Source organism: Pseudoalteromonas sp. B131b (assembly GCF_037162545.1).
GTDB classification, from domain to species: Bacteria; Pseudomonadota; Gammaproteobacteria; order Enterobacterales; family Alteromonadaceae; genus Pseudoalteromonas; species Pseudoalteromonas fuliginea.
The window spans coordinates 738,040-763,688 of record NZ_JARLUZ010000001.1; the positions used below are offsets into that span (position 1 = coordinate 738,040).

The 25,649-nt window shown below is 41.2% G+C and carries 15 protein-coding genes, 3 tRNA genes, 3 rRNA genes and 3 pseudogenes; 7 read left to right on the top strand and 17 right to left on the bottom strand.

What is annotated here, in order from left to right:
• Positions 1–32: 32 nt before the first annotated feature.
• Positions 33–1,049, bottom strand: a complete 1,017-nt coding sequence (locus P4S65_RS03495; RefSeq protein WP_096793941.1) for a metalloprotease — start codon at positions 1,047–1,049, stop codon at positions 33–35.
• A 163-nt stretch (positions 1,050–1,212) separates the two neighbouring features.
• On the opposite strand from P4S65_RS03495, the gene P4S65_RS03500 reads away from it, so the two are divergent.
• Positions 1,213–2,424, top strand: a complete 1,212-nt coding sequence (locus P4S65_RS03500) for an EAL domain-containing protein (RefSeq protein ID WP_337119584.1) — start codon at positions 1,213–1,215, stop codon at positions 2,422–2,424.
• A gap of 32 nt (positions 2,425–2,456) precedes the next feature.
• Here the strand turns inward: P4S65_RS03500 and P4S65_RS03505 are convergent, their stop codons facing one another.
• Positions 2,457–3,533, bottom strand: a complete 1,077-nt coding sequence (locus tag P4S65_RS03505) for a hemolysin family protein (RefSeq protein ID WP_337119585.1) — start codon at positions 3,531–3,533, stop codon at positions 2,457–2,459.
• 84 nt (positions 3,534–3,617) lie between these two features.
• On the opposite strand from P4S65_RS03505, the gene P4S65_RS03510 reads away from it, so the two are divergent.
• A complete protein-coding gene (locus P4S65_RS03510) occupies positions 3,618–6,113 on the top strand; it encodes an alpha/beta hydrolase family protein (RefSeq protein WP_337119586.1) in 2,496 nt (831 codons plus the stop codon).
• A 216-nt stretch (positions 6,114–6,329) separates the two neighbouring features.
• Positions 6,330–7,034 (top strand): response regulator transcription factor, encoded by a 705-nt coding sequence (locus P4S65_RS03515; RefSeq protein WP_033029285.1) that lies wholly within the window; start codon positions 6,330–6,332, stop codon positions 7,032–7,034.
• Here P4S65_RS03515 and P4S65_RS03520 read toward each other — a convergent pair.
• The 7 genes and pseudogenes from P4S65_RS03520 to nudE form a co-directional block, all read right to left on the bottom strand.
• A pseudogene (locus P4S65_RS03520) lies at positions 7,031–8,540 on the bottom strand (YifB family Mg chelatase-like AAA ATPase). The gene P4S65_RS03515 and the pseudogene P4S65_RS03520 overlap by 4 nt on opposite strands.
• A 34-nt stretch (positions 8,541–8,574) precedes the next feature.
• Positions 8,575–9,188: pseudogene (locus P4S65_RS03525) on the bottom strand (trimeric intracellular cation channel family protein).
• Between the two features lie 374 nt (positions 9,189–9,562).
• A tRNA-Met gene (locus tag P4S65_RS03530) sits at positions 9,563–9,639 on the bottom strand.
• 141 nt (positions 9,640–9,780) lie between these two features.
• Positions 9,781–9,857, bottom strand: a tRNA-Met gene (locus P4S65_RS03535).
• Positions 9,858–10,018: 161 nt separating this feature from the next.
• Positions 10,019–10,095: transfer RNA gene (locus tag P4S65_RS03540), tRNA-Met, on the bottom strand.
• A gap of 136 nt (positions 10,096–10,231) precedes the next feature.
• Positions 10,232–11,035 carry a 3'(2'),5'-bisphosphate nucleotidase CysQ gene (gene cysQ, locus P4S65_RS03545; RefSeq protein WP_033029289.1) on the bottom strand — a complete coding sequence of 268 codons (804 nt, stop codon included), beginning with the start codon at positions 11,033–11,035 and terminating at the stop codon, positions 10,232–10,234.
• Positions 11,028–11,600 (bottom strand): ADP compounds hydrolase NudE, encoded by a 573-nt coding sequence (gene nudE / locus P4S65_RS03550; protein ID WP_033029292.1) that lies wholly within the window; start codon positions 11,598–11,600, stop codon positions 11,028–11,030. Before nudE ends, cysQ begins: the two co-directional genes overlap by 8 nt.
• A gap of 61 nt (positions 11,601–11,661) precedes the next feature.
• On the opposite strand from nudE, the gene yrfG reads away from it, so the two are divergent.
• The gene (gene yrfG, locus P4S65_RS03555; protein ID WP_007378908.1) at positions 11,662–12,309 is read left to right on the top strand and encodes a GMP/IMP nucleotidase; all 648 of its coding nucleotides are present in this window, start codon (positions 11,662–11,664) and stop codon (positions 12,307–12,309) included.
• A gap of 38 nt (positions 12,310–12,347) precedes the next feature.
• Here the strand turns inward: yrfG and dcd are convergent, their stop codons facing one another.
• From dcd to P4S65_RS03580, 5 genes are all read right to left on the bottom strand, one after another.
• Entirely contained in the window at positions 12,348–12,869 is a 522-nt protein-coding gene (gene dcd, locus P4S65_RS03560; RefSeq protein WP_337119587.1) for a dCTP deaminase, read from the bottom strand.
• Positions 12,869–13,432 carry a dCTP deaminase domain-containing protein gene (locus P4S65_RS03565; RefSeq protein ID WP_182693662.1) on the bottom strand — a complete coding sequence of 188 codons (564 nt, stop codon included), beginning with the start codon at positions 13,430–13,432 and terminating at the stop codon, positions 12,869–12,871. The genes dcd and P4S65_RS03565 overlap by 1 nt, the downstream gene beginning before the upstream one ends.
• Positions 13,433–13,452: 20 nt before the next feature.
• Positions 13,453–13,908 (bottom strand): dUTP diphosphatase, encoded by a 456-nt coding sequence (gene dut / locus P4S65_RS03570; protein ID WP_182693661.1) that lies wholly within the window; start codon positions 13,906–13,908, stop codon positions 13,453–13,455.
• Between the two features lie 97 nt (positions 13,909–14,005).
• Positions 14,006–14,374: a YacL family protein gene (locus P4S65_RS03575; protein WP_169060704.1), complete on the bottom strand. Its 369-nt coding sequence runs from the start codon at positions 14,372–14,374 to the stop codon at positions 14,006–14,008.
• Positions 14,375–14,490: 116 nt separating this feature from the next.
• Entirely contained in the window at positions 14,491–14,715 is a 225-nt protein-coding gene (locus P4S65_RS03580; protein ID WP_002963009.1) for a hypothetical protein, read from the bottom strand.
• A 302-nt stretch (positions 14,716–15,017) separates the two neighbouring features.
• Here P4S65_RS03580 and uvrD point away from each other — a divergent pair, with 302 nt between their 5' ends.
• From uvrD to P4S65_RS03595, 3 genes and pseudogenes are all read left to right on the top strand, one after another.
• Positions 15,018–17,183 carry a DNA helicase II gene (uvrD, locus tag P4S65_RS03585; RefSeq protein ID WP_002963007.1) on the top strand — a complete coding sequence of 722 codons (2,166 nt, stop codon included), beginning with the start codon at positions 15,018–15,020 and terminating at the stop codon, positions 17,181–17,183.
• Positions 17,161–19,229 (top strand): annotated as a pseudogene (locus P4S65_RS03590) (GNAT family N-acetyltransferase). The gene uvrD and the pseudogene P4S65_RS03590 overlap by 23 nt, the downstream one beginning before the upstream one ends.
• Before the next feature lie 103 nt (positions 19,230–19,332).
• Positions 19,333–20,181 (top strand): chemotaxis protein, encoded by an 849-nt coding sequence (locus P4S65_RS03595; protein WP_337119588.1) that lies wholly within the window; start codon positions 19,333–19,335, stop codon positions 20,179–20,181.
• A 181-nt stretch (positions 20,182–20,362) separates the two neighbouring features.
• Here the strand turns inward: P4S65_RS03595 and rrf are convergent.
• From rrf to P4S65_RS03610, 3 genes are all read right to left on the bottom strand, one after another.
• Positions 20,363–20,477: ribosomal RNA gene (gene rrf / locus P4S65_RS03600) — 5S ribosomal RNA — on the bottom strand.
• 210 nt (positions 20,478–20,687) lie between these two features.
• Positions 20,688–23,578: ribosomal RNA gene (locus P4S65_RS03605) — 23S ribosomal RNA — on the bottom strand.
• Positions 23,579–23,876: 298 nt separating this feature from the next.
• Positions 23,877–25,412 (bottom strand): 16S ribosomal RNA (locus tag P4S65_RS03610).
• The 16S, 23S and 5S rRNA genes sit together here, the layout of an rRNA operon.
• Between the last annotated feature and the right edge of the window lie 237 nt (positions 25,413–25,649).

Here is a 25,649-nt window from a genome sequence, read left to right on the forward strand (position 1 = left end):
GCTTACTGAGATATTTCTTTAATCGTAGATTATCAACTCGATAAAATAGTCATCGGTAGGCTTAATATTGGATTCTCCGAGTCGGCAAAATGCATCATTACAGCTACATGCCCAGCCACTACAACTGCATACATAACAGCTGAAAAGCCTTGGCCATATTTATCTAGCGGCATCAAATGTGAATAGTGACGGCCTCGCCATTCAAATACAATCTCCAGCGCACCGACAAACAAAAAGAATACCAGTAACATCAAACCAAATGTGTAACTCAGCCATAAGCCAAATAGTACCCCGAGTAAACATACGCTCAAACCAATCCATGAACGCATTGAAAAACTGATACTTTTTAATACATGCCCACCATCAAGCGGTAAAATAGGTAACAAGTTAAATAAATTTAATAACGCACTAAGCACCGCCACACCGGCAAATATTTCCATCTCTGTGGCATAATATAAAACCACGCCCAATACAGAAGTAATTAAACCAAATGCAGGCCCCATTAGTGATATAACTACATCTTGCCAACGCGTTGTTATTTTATCGTCACTAACAGCGAGCCCGCCCACAAATGGGATTAGGTAAATGCCCTTGGTTTTTATGCCAAAGTATTTCATTGCGCGCACATGTCCGTACTCATGTACGACTAAACAACCAATTAGCATTAGTGCAAATTCGATACTAAATAACCACGCATAGCCTGCAACAGAAGCCCCTGCAAGCACTACTTTAATTACCTTGGCACTTTTAAAAAGCTTAAAACCTAATGCTGCTAATCCTAAAAAGCCTTTTTTAGGTGCTGCATTTACCGGGGCAGGTAACGCAAGTTGTGTTGCAAATTGCTCATCTACAAATAGCGAAATGCTTTGCTCTTCCACTGCCTCTGTATCAATACCTATTACTTTGTTGTCGTAAGTAAATTGATAATAGTTTTCACGAGGATTATCAAAGGTAATGGCTTGTTGAACATGAAAAACTTGTATAATCTTTTGCCCTGAAACCATAAATGAAAAAGGCTGTTCAGCTAAAGTAAGATCTATTCTTATCATAATTAAAACCGTTTAAAACAATGGCGTTAGTATACCGAATCGGCTAAAAAACACGAGTAACGGTAGTTAGTAACTTTTTAAATAAAATTATTTAAAACTGACAAACGTAAAAAATACTACTACTTTTATAGTAATAATACGCCTTATATTGAAAGGGATAACAATGAAGAAAATGGTACCAAATATTTTAGTCGTTGATGATTCAAAGGCAATTTTGATAATTATGGAAGCCATACTCAGTGAATTAGATATGTCTGAAAAGGTTGTTACCTGCTTAAGTGCTGCCGAGGCACTCGAAAAAGTAGCCAATGACATAAACCGCTTTGACGCTGTTTTCACCGATCTCAATATGCCTGAAATGGATGGAATGGAATTAATACGACATCTTGGAGCATTAAATTATCAAGGCGGAATTATTATTGTGTCTGAAATGGACCATAAAGTAATTAGCCTAGCAGCTGATCTGGCAAAACAACACAACGCACACCTGATTGGTAATATACCAAAACCTGTTCAACTATCCCAAATGAGAAAATTACTTACCAAAGTAGCAAAATTAAATAGCCACACTTTATTAAGAGAGAGCCTGATCTCAAAAAGTGAACTTATTAAGGCATTAAAAAATGATGAGGTAACACCCTTTTATCAACCTAAAGTTAATGCGATTAATAATAAAATAGAGAGTGTTGAAATACTGGCGCGGATTGTATCAAGTAAGGATGGTAGCATTATTTTACCAAATCGCTTTATTAGCCTTGCTGAGCAGTACAATTTAATTAATCAAATTACATTCTCTCTTTTTGAAAAGGCCACCAGCGAATTTTCAAATATAAAAGCACAGCTCGGTCACGATTTTAAAATGGCATTTAACTTATCATCTATCCAACTTGACGATCTAAATTGTCCAAATAAATTACTGCTAATTTTAGAGCTTAATCAACTCACTCCCAGTAACATTATTATTGAAATAACAGAACAGCATGCACTCTCAAGCCTCGCACAGCTTGAAACATTAAACAGATTAAGAATGCATGGTTTTGGAGTGTCGCTTGACGACTTTGGTGTTGGTTTTACTAATATAAACCAACTCAGAAACCTACCCTTTACTGAAATTAAAATAGATCGCTCTCTCATTAGTAATATAGAAACTGACTTATTTTCTCAGGTTATTGTTAGTTCATTGGTTAATATCACGAACAAAGAGCATTTAGATTTAGTAGCCGAGGGTGTTGAACGACCAGAAGAGCTTGCCTATCTAAAACACTATAAAAAAGACTTAACCATACAAGGCTTTCTATATAGCTCTCCTAAACCCAAAAATGAATTTATAGATTGGGCTAAAAATTGGCTAAGAACTGATGGCAGCCCCGCTTAAAGCGGTACTAATATTTACTCGGGGCCTGTTAGCTAATTATCACCCTGAGTGTGCTTATCTTCTTCACTGACTATATGCGCACTACTTGCTAAGCGTTTGTGCCAACGTTGCTTAGCTACTGCTCGCATATTAGTTGATTGGTCACGCTCATCTACAATCTCTAGCCCCATTAAAGCTTCAATCATATCCTCTAGCGTTACAATACCTTGCACGTCACCGTACTCATCAACAACTAAACATATATGCGTGCGCTTTGTTAAAAGAGTTTGCAGTAACGACGATACATTCTGAGAGGTTGGCACCGTATAAATGGGCTTAATCAATTTGCTAATTTTGTAATCAGTACCTAAACGGTGAAATGCCAGCATAATATCGTTTTTATGCACAAACCCTACAATATCGTCGCTGTCTTTATCAAATACCAATATACGAGAAAATGATGACGAGCCGTGATCGTTTAAATACTGATTAACCGTCAAATCTTTATGAACTTTAAAAATGACCGTACGAGGTGTCATTAAATCGCATAACTTTGCATGTCTAAAGTGCAATAGGTTACGAATTATTTCAGACTCATCTTGATGAAGCGCCCCTGATTCAGTGCCTATATCAGCCATAGCCTCTATTTCTTGACGGATGTAATACGCTTCGTTGTGCTCTGGCCTCATCAGATTAGTGAGCTTTTGTGCAAACCATACAAAAGGCTTTAGCGATATAACTAAAAACCGCAAAGCGTAAGTAACACTTGGCGTTAGAGCTCGCCAGTAATTAGCCCCCAAGGTTTTAGGAATAATTTCAGAAAGGATTAATACGAGGAATGTCATAATAGCTGATGCAATACCTACAGCCGCATCGGAAAACACGACAGCCGCTTGTGCGCCAACCCCTGCAGCACCCGCAGTATGGGCAACCGTATTTAAAGTTAAAATAGCAGCTAAAGGCTGATCTATATTGTTTTTAAGCTTTTTGAGCCGTTTAGCAAGCTCAGGATGCTCTTTTCTAAGTGATGCAACATAGCTGGGCGAAATACTTAATAACACAGCCTCCATCACAGAACATAAAAACGAAATAACAATCGCCACTACCATATAAACTATCAGTAAAGTCACTTTCTCTCCTCTATATTGGATATGTGAGCATGGTAACAATACATGCTATATTTGGCCAAACTTCTAATAATAATAGGCATAATAATGAAATTTAGCGCACCATGGTGTCATCAAAATAAGCTAGTCAAACGCGCAGCTGCTCTTTTAACGCTTAGCAGCTTAAGCTTTGCTGCAATAGCTGCACCATTGGATAAATCAAAAATTCAGTTTATCGGCCCACTTGCCGAAGATATGCAGTTAAAGCCTTTTCAAACACCTCATGGCAGTGCGATTATTAACAACCTATTGCCGCAACTACAAGCAGACACAGATAGTTTTTCTGTATTTGGGAAAAAACAAAACTGGCAGCCGTTTAATAAAATCAATGCGCTCACTTTAGGTGGGTTACAGGCACTAAAATTTAATATTGAAACAACCCGCTTTACACAAGGTACGCTTACCTTAAAAGGGATTGAACAAGGTCAGTTATTTATTAATGGCGAACTACAAACAGGCGATAAAAACAGCTATAAGTTAGCTTTAAATAACAGTACTCACTCTATTTTAATAGTAGTCCAACAAGTAGCTAATTGGCACGACGTAATGCTTGATTTTGCACCTAAAAGCGAGGTTGATAAAATTACGCTTAGCGCCTCACAAACAAAACGCTTATCTGCAAAACAATTATTTGATGCCCCTACGATCAGCCAATTATCACTCGCACCTAATGCTAAGCAGTACGTTACTACTACTCGCACTTATAGCGATAAAACACAAAACCAAGCAAATACAGTTACTGTACTTAAAGATTCAGATAATCAAACGCTTTATCGCTTCGAAGCAGGCCAACCAAGTAACATTATTTGGAGTCCAGATAACCAATATTTAGTGTATTTGTTAAATGGTGAGCTTAAACAACTTAACCGTAAAAACTTCTCAATAAAAACATTAGCAAACGATTTAGAAGGAGCCAATGGCTTTACCTTTTATAACGACACCAGTCTTTTGTTTAGCTGGTCTAAATCACCTGAGAGCACTAACAGCTTAACCAAGCACTATAAAGGTCTACAAGATCGCTGGTCGTATGCACGTACCACCAGCCAAATTTATATGCTTGATACTAAAAGTGGTTTAACAAAAGCACTTAGCCAAGGTCCTCTTTCTTACAGCCTTGAAGATTCAAATAGTAACCGTGGCAAAATATTAATGAGCCGCCCAGTAATGGCAATGCAAGCATCAACCCACCCTGAAACAGAGTTAGTCGAACTCGATTTAAAATCAAACAAGCTTTCATCGCTTGGTAAATTCAAAACGTTTAATTTAGCCAAATACGCAAATAAAGATACTTATGTAGTTGCAGGCCCTGACTTTAAAAATGGCGCAGGTAGAGCTCTACCAAAAGCAATGCTTGCTAATAACTACGACGGGCAACTTTACCTACTTACTGAAGGCGGTAAAAACGTAAAAGCACTTAGTAAACAATTCGATTCTGCTATTGGCCAACTGCAAGTTTTAGAAAACGGCGATGCGCTCATTAAAGTAACAGAGCAAGACACTCAACCACTTTACCTATTTGATTTAAGTAAACAGCGCTTTAAAAAGTTAAATACAGGATTGGATATTGTTGAAAAATTTAGTTACTCGCACGACCGTAATACCGAAATTTTATTAAGTGGCACTAACGCTTTAGCGCCACAACAACTAAAGCGCCTTAACGTAAGTAAAAATAAAATAGATTTAATATGGGATTCAAAACCAAGTAGCTATGCAAATACACGACTCCCTACATTAGAAGAGTTTAATTTTAAAAATAAACATGGGGTTGAAATAACTGGCCGCGTTTATATTCCTAGCAATTTAGATAAAACTAAAAAGCACCCGGCGCTCGTGTATTATTACGGCGGCACTTCACCAGTTACGCGTGGTTTTACAGGTCGTTACCCGTTTAACTTATGGGCAGAAAATGGCTACGTTGTTTATGTAGTACAACCTACTGGCGCAACAGGGTTTGGACAAAAGTTTTCAGCGCAGCATGTTAATGCCTGGGGCGACTACACTGCAGACGATATTATCGAAGGCACGCAAGCCTTTTTAAAGAAATACGACTATGTTGATAGTAAAAAAGTAGGTAACTTAGGGGCATCGTACGGTGGCTTCATGACCATGTTATTAGCAACTAAAACCGATATATTTAGTGCTTCAATAGCTCATGCGGGTATTTCTAATATTACCTCGTATTGGGGTGAAGGTTGGTGGGGTTACTTATATTCTGGCGAAGCATCAAAAAATAGCTTCCCGTGGAATAACTCTGAGCTGTACAGCCAACATAGTCCTGTATTTCATGCCGACAAAGTAACAACACCTATGCTACTTCTTCATGGTGATAGCGATACCAATGTACCTGTTGGCGAGAGCTTAACAATGTACACTGCGCTTAAACTGCTTAATAAAGATGTAGAGTTAATAGAATACAAAGGCGCCGACCACCAAATTTTTGCACGCGATAAACGATTTAATTGGTGGAACACCATGCTCGCATATTTTGATAAAAAACTAAAAGACGAGCCTCAATGGTGGGACTCCATGTATAAAAATGACTGAGCCTGGACCTTAAAAATAACGACTTAATACAGATTTATTAATAGCAGTATTAATTATTTAGCACCTTTGAATTAGTTTAAAGGTGCTAATCTCATCCTCTCATAACGCCTTTCTCTCTTTTGAAATATTAAGTTACCTAAAACGACTAAACACCCTTCTCAGCATTTACCTAATGGTGCTACCATATAAGGCTATAAGCATTCAAAATAAAGTACTATGGCTATTAATGTTTTATTGGTTGAAGACGATGAACTACTCGTTAAACGCATCCAAAATCACTTTGCAGATACCGAATTTACAATAGAGGTAGACCCCACTGGCGCTGATGCACTTAGCATTGTAAAGCAGCGAGTAAACCTGCGCGGTGCTATATCATTAGCCATAATTGACATTGTTTTACCTAAGCGCGATGGTCTTCAGCTCGCAAAAGAATTAAACACACTGACCGATATTGGCGTTATTGTATTATCGAGTCGTGACTCCCAAGCCGATCGTATTGCTGGTCTTGCTCAAGGTGCTGACGACTATATTTGTAAGCCCGTCGATTTACTTGAGTTGGAGCTACGCATGCGCGCACTCTATAAGCGTGTTGCCGTTAACCTAGAAGACGACGAAAGCGAAGAGTTTATAGAGTATGCTGACTTTAAGCTTCATCCCGATAACCGCACATTAATTACTGCTGCGGGCGTTGAATCACGCTTAACTGAAGCCGAGCATAAAGTGCTGATTTGTTTAATTAGTAATGCAGGTAAAGCAACTTCCCGCGAAAAAATATCAGAAGAAATAGGCCAGCCAGATTGGAGCCCAAATGATCGCACTGTTGATGTACTTATTGGTCGTTTACGTAAAAAGTTAAATGACGAAAAAGATCAGAAACGCATTGTTACCGTTCGCGGTAAAGGTTATATGCTTTCTATTTAATACTTAGTTAATTGCGCAATAAGGCGCTCAAAAGCACGGTAATTGAGTGCCTCTTTAAGCTCATTTAAAGTAATATTTTCAGCGCCTTTTAAATCACTAATGGTACGCGCCACTTTTATCACTCGATGATAAGAGCGTGGCGATAAAGACAGCTTCTCGCTTGCTCTGGCTAAGAACTGCAACTCTGCAGGCGCTAATACGCAGTGCACACTCATTTCTTTATTATTAAGCCTCGCATTAACCTTACCTTGGCGTTTTAACTGTAGGTAATAAGCCGCTTCAACTCTTACTCTAACCTCAGCGCTACTTTCCTCCGGCTGAGTGCTTTGTAATTCAACACTCGTTAACCGAGGAAGCTCTATTTGTAAATCAATACGGTCAATAAAAGGCCCCGACACGCGCGATAAATAACGCATAACTTGATCGGGAGTTGCTCGCTTATCAGTATGGCTCCCTGTTGGACTTGGGTTTAATGCGGTTATAAGCTGAAACTGCGCTGGGAACTCCATTTGCCTAGCTGCACGTGAAATAGTAACCGTACCAGTCTCCATCGGCTCACGCAGTGAATCAAGCACCTTACGCTCAAACTCTGGTAATTCGTCTAAGAAAAGCACTCCATTATGTGCCAATGAAATTTCACCCGGTTTAGGGTTTGATGAGCCACCAACCAAAGCAACCGCTGAGCACGTATGATGCGGGTTACGAAATGGCCGCTGTCGCCAATTAGTTAAATCTATAGATTGCCCAATAATAGAGTAAAGCGCAGCAGTCGAAATAGCTTCATCGTCCGACATAGTAGGCATTATAGTTGCCATTCGCTGGGCCAACATTGATTTACCAGTGCCTGGGGGCCTAAAAAAGTAAATTATGCCCGCCAGCTGCGGCGATTTCTAATACTCGCTTTGCGCCAGGCTGACCTTTCACATCGCTTAAATCGAGCAAAAAGTCAGGGGCTTGCGTGCAGTCGGGGTACTCTATATTCAATGGCAAAGGTTGTTGATTAAGTAAGTCCCCCCACACTTCTTGAATAGAACTGACGGCTTTGCGTTTAACGCCATTAACTAGGCTTGCTAGACTGTCATTTGCAAAGGGTAAAAAGCAGCAGCGATCTTGCTCTTTTGCAGCAAGTACCGAAGGTAAAATAGCATTCACACCACGTATCTCGCCATTAAGAGCAAGCTCACCATAAAACTCGTACTTATGAATATCAGGACACACTATTTGCCCAGAGGCGACTAAAATACCCACAGCAATTGCAAGATCAAACCGCCCGCCATCTTTTGGCAAATCAGCAGGGGCTAAATTTACGGTTATTCGTTGATCGGGGAAGCCAAATTGAGAGTTTTCGAGCGCACTACGCACTCTATCTTTCGACTCTTTAACTGATGCTTCGGGCAGGCCTACAATATGAAAAGCAGGTAAACCATTTCCTAGATGAACTTCTACAATAACTTCAGGGGCGCTTATACCCACTTGGGCACGAGAAAATATACGAGCTAAAGACATTCCTTATCCTAGTAAATGGTGTGATTACACCAGTTTAGTCAGGATATTTAAAAACGTGTAATGTGATTTGCCACTTTATTGCAGCTAAACGAAGTAATAAGGTCATTAACATACCTAATATCATTGCCACTTCGGTTGCTAACGAAATACCAATACTAAGTGTATAAACAGTGCCTCCCGCTATGCAGGTAATAGCGTAAAGCTCACCTTTTAATAACATAGGGATTTCACGGGCAAGTACATCTCGAATTAATCCACCAAAGCAGCCTGTAATTACACCCATTATTACCGCTGTCATATCAGGCATACCAGCAAGTTGCGCTTTTTGCCCCCCATTACGGCAAAAAAAGCTAAGCCAAACGCATCCGCTGTTTGTAAAATATAATGAGGTATCGGCTTTTGCTTATTTATAAGGCGTGTTGTAACAAATACTGAAGCGAGTATGGCTAAAAAGTAACTTTGATCGTGTAACCAAAACACAGGAGCGTCTAAAATTAGGTCTCGTACTGTACCACCACCAATTGCGGTTACCGTAGCTAAAACTACGACTCCAAAGCCATCCATTTTTTTCTCGTACGCTAATAAAGTGCCCGATACAGCAAACACCGCAATGCCTATTAAATCAAACCAGTGATAAAGTTCTGTCATGTGTATTGTTACTTAAAATATTTTAACCGTTTTAACATAAAATTCTCTTTTAAAAAATTTATTTGTTAAAGGCTACAGGTATTAGAGGAAAGTCATTAAATAAAGCAGAATATAAAGAATTTTACCAAACTTCAGACGCAAAAAAATCACTCAATAAAGAGTGCGATTTTTTTAACTTTTTAGATATTTAATTTCAGTGGCTGCGGGAGCTTGAGTTTGTAAAAAGCGAACCGACGACCTTCGCTTACTTGTGCAAAGTGTTTTACGCAGTAACAGTGGATTTAAATTTATAATAATTTATTAAACTCCAAACGCAAAAAATCACTCAATAAAGAGTGCGATTTTGTTTTAATTTTTTAGATATTTAATTTCAGTGGTTGCGGGAGCCGGATTTGAACCGACGACCTTCGGGTTATGAGCCCGACGAGCTACCAGACTGCTCCATCCCGCGCCTGAAATTTGTAGACTTGTTTTAAGTTGCTTACATTACAACTTGGCTTCCAATTAAAAATTTATTGCGAGAGCTGTGAAGGTGGAAAGTGAACCGACGACCTTTTTAAGCTACCTACTGCACTAAATCTTTATAAAAAATTGGTTGCGGGAGCCGGATTTGAACCGACGACCTTCGGGTTATGAGCCCGACGAGCTACCAGACTGCTCCATCCCGCGCCTGTATATTTTAAGTCTATCGACTACTTTATTTAACCTCTTAAGTTAGAGTTTACAGTAACCTCAATCCCTAAGGAAATTGGTTGCGGGAGTTGTGAAGGTGAAGAGTGAACCGACGACCTTTTAAAACTAACTATTGCACCAAATTTCAATAAAAATATTGGTTGCGGGAGCCGGATTTGAACCGACGACCTTCGGGTTATGAGCCCGACGAGCTACCAGACTGCTCCATCCCGCGCCTGTAATTTCTTTAAAACATTTTCGTAATATTTACGAGCCTGCCTTGAAGAGAGCGCTACTATATAGGAATAAACATATAATGCAAGGCTTAAACTACTTAATGTTGTTCAAGTGAACAAAAAGCAACCAAAGCGCTATTCTGCGCTCAATCTTTGGTGTGGATTTATCATTTTTTGCCATTCCCAATCAGGATGTCCCATTACTATAAAGTCAGGGTTTTCAGTGCTCTCGCGCTGGTTGTACGTTAACGGGTTAAATTCTGCATCGGTAATACAGCCACCGGCTTCCTCAATAATAACTTGCGAAGCACCTGTATCCCACTCACCCGTTGGGCCAATTCTTAAAAAACAATCTGCTTTGCCTTCTGCAACGATACAAGCTTTTAAAGAACAGGAGCCAACAGCAATCGTTGTAAACTGACTATTTAAATACTGGCTCACCGCTTCTATTTTTTGGCGGCGGCTCACTGCAAGCGTTAAGTTCTCTGGTGGCGCTACAGATATTTGCTTATCAATTGAGTTTTCACGTTTAAAAGCACCATTTTTAGCTGTAGCAAAATAAGTCACACTTTTGGCAGGCCAATGAATAACCCCTAGCACTGGGTGGTTATTTTCAATCAATGCAATGTTTACTGCAAAGTCGCCACTTTCTAAAATAAATTCGCCTGTACCATCCATCGGATCGAGCAACCAATAACGCTGCCAGTTTTGTCTGTCAGCGAGTGCTGGTATAGGTGTTTCTTCCGACATAATAGGAATATCGGGCGCTAAGACTTTTAATCCAGCAACCAGTACGTCATTTGCTGCTAAATCAGCTTTGGTAACAGGCGTGTTATCTGATTTCTCTTGTTGGCCAATATCGCCTTTTTTATAAATGGCCATAATTGCATCGCCAGCACGCTCAGCTAATTCAATGCACGGTTCGATTAATTTATTCATCGGCAGCTCCAGACGCTAAATACTTATCTAATAATAGCAAAGCTGCAACACTGCGTGCTTCGGTAAAATCTTCTTGCTCTAATAATGACTGCCACTGAGTTAATGGCCACTTAACAACAACAAGCGGCTCAGGTTCGTCACCAATAAGGGTTTGAGGGTATAATTGCTTAGCAAATAAAATATGCATTGTGGCATTAAAGTAACTCGGCGCCATTGTTACTGTTCTTAATGGTTTAAAATACTCAGCACCAAAGCCAATTTCTTCTTTAAGCTCTCTGTTAGCAGCTTGCTCTGGGGTTTCGCCCGGATCGATTAAGCCTTTAGGAAAACCTAACTGGTAATTGTTTGTGCCCGCACAGTATTCACGTACAAGTAGTAACTCATTATCTGCACTTAACGGAACAATCATCACTGCTCCCCGGCCACCGCCGCGAATTCGCTCATACTGGCGCTTTTCGTTATTAGAAAACTTTAACTCTAAAGACTCCACAGTAAACAGGCGACTTTTAGCAACAACATTGTTACTGAGGATTTGTGGTGGTGTTGGGTGCTTTTTCTGTGTCATTGGCGTTAATTTGCTATCATGGCAGTTAGTTCAATAATAAACCTTATAAGTTGAAATTCCTATGTTAAATTGGTCAAAAATCGATACCGTTTTGCTCGACATGGATGGAACATTACTCGATTTACATTACGACAGTCATTTTTGGCTTAACGTTATTCCTGCGCAACACGCATTAGCAAGGGGCATTAGCCTAGATGCAGCTAAAGCAGATATTTTAAAACGCTATCAAGCTGTGAGCGGTCAAATACAGTGGTATTGTTTAGATTATTGGGAGCAGCAATTAAGCTTGCCTATAATGGAGCTTAAACGAGAGTCTCAGCATTTAATTAAAATGCGCGAAGACGTACCTCATTTTTTAACTGAGCTTAAAAAAGCAGGCAAAGAGTTAATTTTACTTACCAACGCCCACCCTGAGAGTGTCATGCTTAAATTTGAGCATACAGCGATTGATAACTACCTAGATGGCGTAGTGTCGACTCATGAATATGGAGTAAGTAAAGAGCAACAAAGTTTGTGGCACCAAGTACAAAAAGACTTAGGGTTTAATAAGCAGCGCACCTTGTTTGTAGATGACAGTGTGCCGGTATTAAATGCCGCACGAGAATACGGCATCGAGCACTTACTTGCAGTTGCTAACCCTGATAGCCAGCAACCACATAACGAAATAGCCGATTACCTGAGTGTTACCGACTATCGTAAGATTATTTAACTCAACTTTGGATAAACTAGCTTTTTGGTAATGCTCTTTTAAGCCATGGCTGTTGGGTGCATTGAATTTTGATAGCGCCCAGCATAACCTGCTACATCAGTGTCCGTTTCAAAAAGAAATAAAGAAGCTATAGGCATACCTGGTACTAATTTATAGTAAAATTCACTCATATTAATTAATTCCAAAGTAATTTTTCCTCTATACCCAGGATCTATTTGACCATCACAAACGTGAGCAAACAGAAAACCTCGAGCAATTGAGCCCTTGGTTTGTACCAATCCAAATTTGTTAGTAGGTAATACGATTTCTTCTTGTGTACACGCAAGCAACTTACCATTAGGCGGAAGAATAATGTCTTGTCCTTCACCTAATGTCGTCGTTGTTGTTTCCATTTTTCTTGGTGGAGTAAAAGCCTCACCATCATAAGGTGCATATTTAGTAAACTGATTATCTAAATGGAGCCCTATTGATGTTGTATCAACAACAACATCCTGGTTCCTTCTAACCACTGCATTCTTTTCAACTAGAGCTCTAAGTGCAACTTGTGTCAGAATCATCATTATGCCTTTGTAAGTAGGTATGTTAAAAGAACTGCCATTAGCGAGGCTAAAATAGACACAACTCCCGTGATTACATGCGGTGTATGGTTACTGAAGAAGTCTTTAATTATACTTGTATCACTAGGTTCAATATTTACAGCATTTCTGGTACTGTCGCCAATAATTGGATGCTCTGTCGTCAAAAAAGTCAGAGAGCAAAATTTATCCTTCGCTGATAAAGATACTTTTTTATTACCTACGTTAAAAACCGGTATGTGTAGCTTTCCTTCAAATAAAGGATCTACCTTGGTATTTGCGACGAGGATTCCCTTCGCACCAAGACTTCCTTTAGAAGACAAAAATGCAAAAGCATTATTCGGCATCTTTATTGTCTGTTCTGTACAGATAAGTAAACAACTGTTTGGCGAAATCACGACTTTATCTGTGATATTTCTCCAATCAGAATCCCCAGCTTTCTTGTACATAGAGCCGACACTAAGATCAACAGAAACCTGCTCTGCCGAATCAGTGCACAGAGGAGCTATATCTATTCTTCTATTTTCTAAATCCTTTGCAAGTATCATAGACTATCCTTAGTATTTAGTTAGCTTTTACCTGAACTACCAAAACCACCTTCACCACGCTCAGTCGCATCAAATTCGTTAACAACGTTAAAACCTACTTGTACAATCGGTACAAACACAAGCTGAGCTATTCTTTCACCCACTTCAACTGTATATGTTTTATTACTGCGATTCCAAAGAGAAATAAATATTTGCCCTTGATAATCTGAATCAATAAGCCCAACTAAATTACCCATGACTAAGCCATGCTTATGACCAGATCCTGAGCGAGGGATTATAGTAGCGGCAAGACCATTATCTTTCATATGTACAGCAAAACCAGATGGAATTAGCTCAACTTGGCCTGGCTCTAAAACTAGATCGGCTTCAATACAAGCTCTAAGGTCAATACCAGCAGAACCTTCTGTTGCATATTTTGGTAATGGGAATTCAGTGCCTAGGCGCTTATCTATAATTTTTAAATCAATATTTCTCATTTTCACTTTCTACTTTGAATAAGTTTATAAACAGAATAATACAGATAAAATGCTGATTGTGCATTGCTGTATATTTTTATTAGTGTGCTGGTTATGTTTATCGTGACGTCGTAAACTCATGCCATGAATCAATTAAATCAATGAAATCTTCAAAGCCACAACCACTGCTTAAACCATTTTCTTCAAGCGCTAAATCGTCATCTTGATACGCTATTAGGTCTTCGCTGTCTTGATGAAGCGCATGCGCTTCAAACAGTGCTTCGTCTTTCGTTAATATTAGATCTATTTCTTGGCCTTTTAGCGTTAGCGGCTCATAGCTTGAGCTCACCGATGTAATAAGCGCTTGCACCATGGCGACTTTATCTTTGCCTATTTCTTCGTTTAGCCAGCGACCAATAATGGCGTGTTCACTGCTTATTTTAATACGTAACCCGCTAATAGGATCGCGAATAAATTGATATTCCATAGGGTTTGCCTGTAAATCTTTGATTGCGTAATTATATACGTAAACGCCCGTAAACCACAGGACATATAAAGTAAAATAGCGCCACATGGGCGCTATTTTACTCAACTTTAAAACCGTTAACTTCGCGATCTATAACGCGCTGCGTCAATGATCGACCATAAGTAAATAATAGGCACAAGTACAAAACCTACAAGCACATAAATTAGTGCGTAACTTATTATAATAGCGAGTGCAAAAAATATAGCCGCTAAAATACGCCCTTGCACTAACTGACCTAAACCAGGAAAAAATATATTACATAATGCTGCGATTACGTTACCGCCGGAACCTTGATCTGCCATACTAACCTCTGTATTTATTTGATTTTATAATTATTTACTTACACACTCTATGCCAATTTATTAAAGCTTACAAATCAAATAGTTAAATTACCCTGAATTTAGAGAGTTAGTAAATTTTGCTAACTTTAGGTCAAATTAGCAATTTTTATTGTGCGTTTACGCTTTTTGTTTGTTCAAAAAATTAGCAAGTTACTCGTTTTTAAGGCTATTTTATAAATAGCTGTTTATAAAAACAGTATTTTATTTAGCCTAACAAAAACACCTGTTATACTGCCCACAATATTGATTAAAAAGGCGTAACGATGGACGTTTCACAATTACTCGATGGCTTAAATGACAAACAACGCGATGCCGTTGCAGCCCCACTACAAAACATGCTGGTGTTAGCAGGTGCTGGGTCTGGTAAAACACGAGTGTTAGTTCATCGTATTGCGTGGCTTATGCAAGTTGAGCAAGCATCTGCTTACAGTATTTTTGCCGTAACCTTTACTAATAAAGCGGCTAAAGAAATGCGCAGCCGCGTTGAAGAAACACTAAAAGCCCCTGTAGGTGGTATGTGGATTGGTACGTTCCATGGTTTGTCGCATCGTATTTTACGTGCTCATCACCGTGAAGCTAACTTACCTGAAGCCTTTCAAATTTTAGACTCTGACGATCAACTTCGGATGATCAAGCGCTTATTAAAATCGATGAATATCGATGATAAAAAATGGCCTGCTAAACAATTTGGCTGGTACATTAGCGCCAAAAAAGATGAAGCACTTCGCCCTAAAGATATTCAAGCATACGATATTAACGAGCAAATGATGCTGCGTGTTTACGCCGCCTATCAAGAAGCCTGTGACAGAGCTGGCTTAGTTGATTTTGCCGAAATATTACTACGCAGCTACGAAGTGTTAAAAAATAACCCTACGTTACTACGTCATTACCAGCAACGCTTTGCACATATGCTAGTAGACGAGTTCCAAGATACAAATACCATTCAATATGCATGGTTAAAGTTACTTGCAGGCGATACAAGCAGTATCATGATTGTAGGCGACGATGACCAAAGTATTTACGGTTGGCGCGGTGCTAAAATCGAAAATATTAAACGATTTTTAACTGACTTTAGCGCAGAAACCATTCGTCTTGAACAAAACTACCGTTCAACAGCAACTATTTTGAAAGCGTCTAATGCATTAATTCAAAATAACTCAGAGCGTATGGGTAAAAGCTTATGGACCGACGGTAACGATGGCGAGCCAATTTCTATTTATGCGGCATTTAATGAATTAGACGAAGCACGCTTTGTAAGTAGCAAACTACGAAGCTGGTTAAATGCAGGTAATGCACTACAAGATGCCGCAATTTTATACCGTAGTAACGCGCAATCTCGTGTACTCGAGGAAGCCATGCTACAAGAAGGCTTAAAATACCGTATTTATGGTGGTATGCGATTCTTCGAACGACAAGAAATTAAAGATGCGTTGTCGTACTTACGCCTAGTAGGTAATCGTCAAGACGATGCCGCATTTGAGCGTGTAATTAATACACCAGCACGCGGTATTGGCGATAAAACATTGAGCCATATACGCGACTGCGCTCGAGCAGAATCGTTACCGCTTTGGTATGCCGCAAAAGCAATTGTAGAACAACAGCATTTATCTGGTCGTGCTTCTGGCGCAGTAAGTAAGTTTGTAGAACTCGTTGAACAAATAGAAGATAAAATTAGCGATTTAACTTTGCATGAGCAAGCTAAGTACACAATTCAAACCTCAGGCTTGATGGCAATGTACCAAGCCGAAAAAGGTGAAAAAGGCCGTGCTCGCGTAGAAAACTTAGAAGAGCTAATTAGCGCGTGTGATCAGTATGAGCTACCTGAAGACGAAGAGTACAGCTCACCACTACAAGGCTTTTTAGCGCATACATCACTTGAGTCAGGTGAAGGACAAGCAGAAGAACACGAAGACGCCGTACAAATGATGACGCTTCACTCAGCTAAAGGCTTAGAGTTTCCGCTAGTGTTTATGGTAGGCGTAGAAGAAGGCATGTTCCCTTCTCAGCAAAGCAACGAAGAGTCGGGTCGCTTAGAAGAAGAGCGCCGCCTTTGTTATGTAGGCATGACACGAGCAATGGATAAGTTATATATTAGCCATGCTGAGAGTCGCCGTTTATACGGGCAAGAAAAATACCATAGCCCATCTCGCTTTTTACGCGAAATCCCTGAGGACTGCGTAGAAGAAATCCGTATTAAAACACAGGTTTCTCGCCCGCCTGCCGCTGGGCGTTTTAGCGCATCAGTTAGCCATGCCGCATTTGAAGACAGTGGCTTTAACTTAGGACAACGCGTACTGCATGCTAAGTTTGGTATTGGTACCGTACTTAATTACGAAGGCAGTGGCGCACAATCTCGCGTACAAGTTAACTTTGACGACCTTGGTAGTAAATGGTTAGTAACGGCTTATGCACGATTACAAGCGGTATAAAGCACACCTAAATGAGTTAGAGCAACAATTAGCTGGCGCGTATCATCGTCAGCTAGTGTTAATAACTGGCAGCCCAGCTTGGTGTTATGAAATACTTAACTCATTAATAGATGAAAACAATACACTTGTTGTATCAAAGCAGTGCGCGATTAAAAATTCGTACTGGCCTACTCGCACTCACCAAATTTTAGGGCAAGAATTTGCTCATGCTGTTTACAATGGTTTTAGTGGTTTGCACCCTGATAAACTTGCAGCACTTGCCGGCACCGTTAAAGCAGGCGGTATACTGTTTTTATTACTGCCCGAATTAGATGATTTAACTTCTTGGCAAGACCCCTCATTAAGTACGGTGCAATCACACGGTCAGAGCATTAACTACAGCATATTTAATCAGCGTTTCGCGACTATTATTAAACCGTTGCCCGCTTTTCACTTGAGTGAAAAAAATGGCTGTATTAGTAATAACGCTAGCTATGTAATGCATAATAAAATTGATTATGAGCCACAGCAAAACTGCGTTGAAAAAATAGTAAAAGTAGCTAATGGCCGTGCCAATAGGCCTTTACTCATTAATGCTGATAGAGGCAGAGGTAAGTCGGCAGCACTTGGCTTAGCTGCCGCAAAATTGACTGATAAAAAAGTAATTATTTGCAGCACTCAGTTTAAAGCGACCCATAGTAGCTTTAAACATTTAGCCAACGAGCTGAGCCTTCAATACAACGCTGAACATAAACAGCTCGCCAACTTGCACTACGTTGCACCTGATGCGTTATTAAATGCATTACCTGAATGCGATTTACTACTCGTTGATGAAGCTGCAGCAATCCCTGTTCCGTTATTACTACAAATGCTAGCTCATTACCCTCGTATAGTATTTGCAAGCACTCTAGTTGGGTATGAAGGCAATGGTAGGGGTTATACCATTCGCTTTAGTAACTATATTAAAGCACACTATAAAGCCTCTAAAGTTGTAACGCTTGATGAGCCCCTGCGCTTTGCTAAACACGATCCTCTTGAGCAACACATTCGCACACTACTAGCACTCGATGCACAATATATAGAGTTAAGTAGTGATCAATTAGAGCAGCCAGTTCATAGTGAAATAACACAGCAATCCCTTGTAAACAATGAGCCTTTACTGCAACAAGTTATTGCCCTACTTGCACTGGCTCACTATCAAAGTAGTGTCAACGACTTACGCCAACTACTAGACGCGCCATCGCAACGGCTATTTATTAGCAAAATTAATAATCAATTAGTTGGCGTATGCTTAATCGCCATAGAAGGTGGTTTGAGTGAAGACCTTGCCCTACAGGTTATAAGTGGAGAGCGCCGTCCGCAAGGACATTTAATGGCGCAAGCACTCTCACAACTTAGCTTTAATAATGACTGTTTAACACAACTGAGCGCTCGCGTTGTACGAATAGCAATTGATCCGAGTTCCCACAATATAGGACTTGGTAAAAAGCTACTTAGTTATTGCGAGTCGCAGGTAAAAAGCCAATGTAGTTGGCTTGGTGCAAGCTTTGGGGCAACAGCGCAGTTACTTAATTTTTGGCAAAACCTAGGGTTTGATACTGTAAAACTGGGATATCAACGCGATAAAAGCACCGCTGAACATTCGGCGCTTGTGGTTAAATGCTTAAGTGACAAAAGTACAATTATTCAACCTTTGAAAAAGCAGTTTAAAAACGATTTTTTTATGCTCTTTTAACACACTTTAAAACACTAGATTGGCAACTTGTAAGTATTTTAATTGAAGGATTTAGCGACGAGTTAATAAGCCTAGAGACTCACGAGCGACTAGCGCTGCTCACTAAAAGTAACTTCACTCAATTTAGTATCTCTGCGACTCTTTGGCAGGTAGTGAACCAGTCACCTTCTTGTATATCTCAATTAACAGAGTCTGATAAACAACTGTTAATAAAGTTAGTGCTTCAAAATGAAAGTAATGAAAAAGTGATTCAACACTTAGGTTTATTAGGAAAAAAACAGCTTGAGAATCAATTTAAACGTGCCATAAAAAACCTCACTAGTACCATCTAATAACCTTTAGTTGCCCTATCTCTGTTAAATTTTATCCATCTTTAAGCTATTTATTTAATTTGTTCTATCCTTAAAGCATTAATAGGTAAATTAAGATAAAGGCATGGAATTAATAAACTTTAAAGTGGGCTGCAAAACAATTTCACTAAAGATACTCGACATTTTATTAACTGAGCGCTTTGACAATAATCTAACAACTTTACCAAACAATAATAAAAGCTTTATTGGTGTTAAAGATTATATGGATATACCAACACCTGTTTTTGATTTAGGTATTATTTTAAATAATATCTCAACTGAACAAAGTAATACGCATGTACTAAAGCAACTAAGAATATGGCAAGACAAACTATTAAACTGGTTTAATACCCTTCAAAGTAACGTATTAAATAGCTCGGCTTCTATTTCAAATAATGACGCAGAACTACAAGATTTTGTTTTGTTTTACAAAGAATTCAACACCGACAATGAAGATTTAAAATTAACAATCTCTCGGCTTGACGAGCCTTTCCAATCATTACTAGAGACAGCAAAGGCAGCCATAGCAGCCCATAATCAAAGTGATCATAAACACACATCAGCTCTGCTCGATAAAATTAAGCGTAATAGTCTAATTCAGCTTGAGCGTTTATTTGAATCAGCTAAAGAGCAAATAACCTTAGACTATAAACCTATTATTGTTTTCACCACCAAAGACGGATTAAATCCACATGTTGGTTTATTAGTAGATAAAGTCGAAGACAATATCGACTATAAAAAAGAAGACATAAGGCCACTGGATAAGCTCACTGAGGTTGGTTTTGATCTAGACCCACAAACTAAAAATATGATGCGAGGATTAATCAAGCTTTCACAAAAGCACAGTGTGTTAATTGATCCAAGCGTGATATTTAAACCAACCCAAATAGAAGAATCCGAAAGTGAAGAAACCCAAGCTTACGGACTATTTTAAATAACCTTTAAATTTGGTTATTAACTTTAGTACTGGAATAATGAGCTATTCCGCTCAACTTGTACATTTAGATGAATTGGAGAAGAATCGAGTATGTAATGTTCGTTACTCCCCCATATTTCACTTTTCTGCAGACGTAAAAAAACCCGACTATTTCTAGTCGGGCTCTCTACAATTTGAAGCCTGGTAATGTCCTACTTTCACATAGCAAATGCTACACTATCATCGGCGCTGTTTCGTTTCACTACTGAGTTCGGCATGGGATCAGGTGGGTCCAAAACGCTATTGTCACCAAGCAAATATGGTGCAAAGAATTAATGACAAGCACGTAGTGCTACCATTTTCTTTGCGCAAGGTGCCTAAAATTTAACGCTACGCGCTAAGAGTCACCTCTTGAATTTGGAAAATATCTGATAATATTTTTTAAGTCTTTCTAAGTAATTTCTACTTTAGTCATATTAACTTCTTGCTTGTTTCACTATCACATAAAACGCGTTTGGCGTTGTATGGTTAAGCCTCACGGGTAATTAGTACAAGTTAGCTTAATGGCTCACACCACTTCCACATCTTGCCTATCAACGTTGTAGTCTTCAACGGCCCTTCAGAGACTTTAAAAGTCTAGTGAGAACTCATCTCGAGGCCTGCTTCGCGCTTAGATGCTTTCAGCGCTTATCAGTTCCGAACGTAGCTACCGGGCAATGCCATTGGCATGACAACCCGAACACCAGCGGTTCGTTCACTCCGGTCCTCTCGTACTAGGAGCAACCCCTCTCAATTCTCAAACGCCCACGGCAGATAGGGACCGAACTGTCTCACGACGTTCTAAACCCAGCTCGCGTACCACTTTAAATGGCGAACAGCCATACCCTTGGGACCGACTTCAGCCCCAGGATGTGATGAGCCGACATCGAGGTGCCAAACACCGCCGTCGATATGAACTCTTGGGCGGTATCAGCCTGTTATCCCCGGAGTACCTTTTATCCGTTGAGCGATGGCCCTTCCATTCAGAACCACCGGATCACTATGACCTACTTTCGTACCTGCTCGACGTGTCTGTCTCGCAGTTAAGCTGGCTTCTACCATTACACTAACCGTACGATGTCCGACCGTACTTAGCCAACCTTCGTGCTCCTCCGTTACTCTTTAGGAGGAGACCGCCCCAGTCAAACTACCCACCAGGCACTGTCCGTAACCCCGATTCAGGGGCCAACGTTAGAACATCAAAACTACAAGGGTGGTATTTCAAGGTTGACTCCACAACAACTAGCGTCGCTGCTTCAAAGTCTCCCACCTATCCTACACATGTAGGTTCAATGTTCAGTGCCAAGCTGTAGTAAAGGTTCACGGGGTCTTTCCGTCTAGCCGCGGGTACACAGCATCTTCACTGCGATTTCAATTTCACTGAGTCTCGGGTGGAGACAGCGTGGCCATGGTTACACCATTCGTGCAGGTCGGAACTTACCCGACAAGGAATTTCGCTACCTTAGGACCGTTATAGTTACGGCCGCCGTTTACCGGGGCTTCGATCAAGAGCTTCTCCCTAAGGATAACCCCATCAATTAACCTTCCGGCACCGGGCAGGTGTCACACCGTATACGTCATCTTGCGATTTTGCACAGTGCTGTGTTTTTAATAAACAGTCCCAGCCACCTGGTCACTGCGGCTCCCGTCCGCTTAGAGAGCAAGTCTCATCACAGATAGGAGCGTACCTTCTCCCGAAGTTACGGTACGATTTTGCCTAGTTCCTTCACCCGAGTTCTCTCAAGCGCCTTAGTATTCTCTACCTGACCACCTGTGTCGGTTTGGGGTACGATTCCATATAATCTGAAGCTTAGAGGCTTTTCCTGGAAGTATGGCATCAGCAACTTCATCACCGTAGTGACTCGTCTCGTGTCTCAGGTTTAGTGTTCGTCCGGATTTACCTAAACAAACGCCCTACTCACTTTCACATAGACTACCAACGCTATGCTTGCTTAGCCTGCTCCGTCCCCCCATCGCAATTATATCGAGTACAGAAATATTAATCTGTTTCCCATCGACTACGCCTTTCGGCCTCGCCTTAGGGGTCGACTTACCCTACCCTGATTAACATGGGATAGGAACCCTTGGTCTTCCGGCGTGGGAGTTTTTCACTCCCATTATCGTTACTCATGTCAGCATTCGCACTTCTGATACCTCCAGCATACCTCCCGGTACACCTTCAACGGCTTACAGAACGCTCCCCTACCACTCAGAATAAATTCTGAATCCGCAGCTTCGGTGCATAGTTTAGCCCCGTTACATCTTCCGCGCAGACCGACTCGACCAGTGAGCTATTACGCTTTCTTTAAAGGATGGCTGCTTCTAAGCCAACCTCCTGGCTGTCTGGGCCTTTCCACATCGTTTCCCACTTAACTATGACTTTGGGACCTTAGCTGGCGGTCTGGGTTGTTTCCCTCTTCACGACGGACGTTAGCACCCGCCGTGTGTCTCCCGGATATTACTTTACGGTATTCGGAGTTTGCAAAGGGTTGGTAAGTCGGGATGACCCCCTAGCCTTAACAGTGCTCTACCCCCGTAAGTATTCGTCCGAGGCTCTACCTAAATAGATTTCGGGGAGAACCAGCTATCTCCCGGTTTGATTAGCCTTTCACTCCTAGCCACAGGTCATCCCCTAACTTTTCAACGTTAGTGGGTTCGGTCCTCCAGTTGATGTTACTCAACCTTCAACCTGCCCATGGCTAGATCACCGGGTTTCGGGTCTATACCTTGCAACTAATCGCCCAGTTAAGACTCGGTTTCCCTACGGCTACCCTATTCGGTTAACCTCGCTACAAAATATAAGTCGCTGACCCATTATACAAAAGGTACGCAGTCACCCAACAAGTGGGCTCCTACTGCTTGTACGTACACGGTTTCAGGTTCTATTTCACTCCCCTCACAGGGGTTCTTTTCGCCTTTCCCTCACGGTACTGGTTCACTATCGGTCAGTTGGGAGTATTTAGCCTTAGATGATGGTCCACCTATATTCAGTCAAAGTTTCACGTGCTCCGACCTACTCGATTTCACTTAAAATGTCTTTTCATGTACGGGACTATCACCCTGTATCGTGGCGCTTTCCAGCAGCCTTCCATTAACACATAATAAGCTTAAGGGCTGTTCCGATTTCGCTCGCCGCTACTTTCGGAATCTCGGTTGATTTCTTTTCCTACGGGTACTTAGATGTTTCAGTTCTCCGCGTTCGCCTCGTTAACCTATGTATTCAGTTAACGATACCTGCAAGCAGGTGGGTTTCCCCATTCGGAAATCCTAGTCTCAAGCGCTTTTTACTAGCTTGACTAGGCTTATCGCAAGTTAATACGTCCTTCATCGCCTCCAACTGCCAAGGCATCCACCGTGTACGCTTAGTCACTTAACCATACAACCCAAACGGGTCTTTGTTGTGTGACAGTTTAACTTCGCCAGAAGTCAATATTGAATACTAAAGTAGATACCAATCAATCAACTCATAAGAGTTAACTAAATGGCACTCAATGGTACTGCTACCATTGTTTTTTACTTTTGAAAACTCTTGATAAATACAATGTATCTCATCAGAATTTTATTATCAGCTTTTCCAAATTTTTAAAGAGCATATTAATTAGTTATCCCAAAGGACACGCACTAATTAACAATCATCTGTGTGGACACTACGAACAAATAAGTTCTAAATCGTATAAGGAGGTGATCCAGCCCCAGGTTCCCCTAGGGCTACCTTGTTACGACTTCACCCCAGTCATGAATCACTCCGTGGTAAACGTCCTCCCGAGGGTTAGACTATCTACTTCTGGAGCAACCCACTCCCATGGTGTGACGGGCGGTGTGTACAAGGCCCGGGAACGTATTCACCGCGTCATTCTGATACGCGATTACTAGCGATTCCGACTTCATGGAGTCGAGTTGCAGACTCCAATCCGGACTACGACGCACTTTAAGTGATTCGCTTACCTTCGCAGGTTCGCAGCACTCTGTATGCGCCATTGTAGCACGTGTGTAGCCCTACACGTAAGGGCCATGATGACTTGACGTCGTCCCCACCTTCCTCCGGTTTATCACCGGCAGTCTCCTTAGAGTTCTCAGCATTACCTGCTAGCAACTAAGGATAGGGGTTGCGCTCGTTGCGGGACTTAACCCAACATCTCACAACACGAGCTGACGACAGCCATGCAGCACCTGTATCAGAGTTCCCGAAGGCACCAAACCATCTCTGGTAAGTTCTCTGTATGTCAAGTGTAGGTAAGGTTCTTCGCGTTGCATCGAATTAAACCACATGCTCCACCGCTTGTGCGGGCCCCCGTCAATTCATTTGAGTTTTAACCTTGCGGCCGTACTCCCCAGGCGGTCTACTTAATGCGTTAGCTTTGAAAAACAGAACCGAGGCTCCGAGCTTCTAGTAGACATCGTTTACGGCGTGGACTACCGGGGTATCTAATCCCGTTTGCTCCCCACGCTTTCGTACATGAGCGTCAGTGTTGACCCAGGTGGCTGCCTTCGCCATCGGTATTCCTTCAGATCTCTACGCATTTCACCGCTACACCTGAAATTCTACCACCCTCTATCACACTCTAGTTTGCCAGTTCGAAATGCAGTTCCCAGGTTGAGCCCGGGGCTTTCACATCTCGCTTAACAAACCGCCTGCGTACGCTTTACGCCCAGTAATTCCGATTAACGCTCGCACCCTCCGTATTACCGCGGCTGCTGGCACGGAGTTAGCCGGTGCTTCTTCTGTCAGTAACGTCACAGCTAACGGGTATTAACCGTTAACCTTTCCTCCTGACTGAAAGTGCTTTACAACCCGAAGGCCTTCTTCACACACGCGGCATGGCTGCATCAGGCTTGCGCCCATTGTGCAATATTCCCCACTGCTGCCTCCCGTAGGAGTCTGGGCCGTGTCTCAGTCCCAGTGTGGCTGATCATCCTCTCAAACCAGCTAGGGATCGTCGCCTTGGTGAGCCATTACCTCACCAACTAGCTAATCCCACTTGGGCCAATCTAAAGGCGAGAGCCGAAGCCCCCTTTGGTCCGTAGACATTATGCGGTATTAGCAGTCGTTTCCAACTGTTGTCCCCCACCTCAAGGCATGTTCCCAAGCATTACTCACCCGTCCGCCGCTCGTCAGCAAAGTAGCAAGCTACTCTCTGTTACCGCTCGACTTGCATGTGTTAGGCCTGCCGCCAGCGTTCAATCTGAGCCATGATCAAACTCTTCAATTAAAAAGTTTTATGTCTTTCGACAGCTCAATGAATTCTGAATTTTTTAATATCTTTCGATATTGAATTGACTGTGCCGAATAATTACCGAAATAACTATTCTGTTGGTCACTCAGTTTTCAATTGAGACTCTAATTTGTTTGCCTTACTTAGCGAACTAAGCTTGGCTGTTAGAACTCAATCTGTACGAGTGCCCACACAGATGATTGCTTTATATTGTTAAAGAACGTTTTGAGTCGC

Bases quoted from the DNA above. Each gene is read 5' to 3' on its own strand.
- yrfG (WP_007378908.1), top strand. From the start codon at position 11,662: ATGTTAAATTGGTCAAAAATCGATACCGTTTTGCTCGACATGGATGGA.
- dcd (WP_337119587.1), bottom strand. From the start codon at position 12,869: ATGATGATTCTGACACAAGTTGCACTTAGAGCTCTAGTTGAAAAGAAT.
- nudE (WP_033029292.1), bottom strand. From the start codon at position 11,600: ATGACACAGAAAAAGCACCCAACACCACCACAAATCCTCAGTAACAAT.
- P4S65_RS03580 (WP_002963009.1), bottom strand. From the start codon at position 14,715: ATGGCAGATCAAGGTTCCGGCGGTAACGTAATCGCAGCATTATGTAAT.
- P4S65_RS03595 (WP_337119588.1), top strand. From the start codon at position 19,333: ATGGAATTAATAAACTTTAAAGTGGGCTGCAAAACAATTTCACTAAAG.
- P4S65_RS03565 (WP_182693662.1), bottom strand. From the start codon at position 13,432: ATGATACTTGCAAAGGATTTAGAAAATAGAAGAATAGATATAGCTCCT.
- P4S65_RS03510 (WP_337119586.1), top strand. From the start codon at position 3,618: ATGAAATTTAGCGCACCATGGTGTCATCAAAATAAGCTAGTCAAACGC.
- P4S65_RS03495 (WP_096793941.1), bottom strand. From the start codon at position 1,049: ATGATAAGAATAGATCTTACTTTAGCTGAACAGCCTTTTTCATTTATG.
- P4S65_RS03575 (WP_169060704.1), bottom strand. From the start codon at position 14,374: ATGGAATATCAATTTATTCGCGATCCTATTAGCGGGTTACGTATTAAA.
- cysQ (WP_033029289.1), bottom strand. From the start codon at position 11,035: ATGAATAAATTAATCGAACCGTGCATTGAATTAGCTGAGCGTGCTGGC.
- dut (WP_182693661.1), bottom strand. From the start codon at position 13,908: ATGAGAAATATTGATTTAAAAATTATAGATAAGCGCCTAGGCACTGAA.
- uvrD (WP_002963007.1), top strand. From the start codon at position 15,018: ATGGACGTTTCACAATTACTCGATGGCTTAAATGACAAACAACGCGAT.
- P4S65_RS03500 (WP_337119584.1), top strand. From the start codon at position 1,213: ATGAAGAAAATGGTACCAAATATTTTAGTCGTTGATGATTCAAAGGCA.
- P4S65_RS03515 (WP_033029285.1), top strand. From the start codon at position 6,330: ATGGCTATTAATGTTTTATTGGTTGAAGACGATGAACTACTCGTTAAA.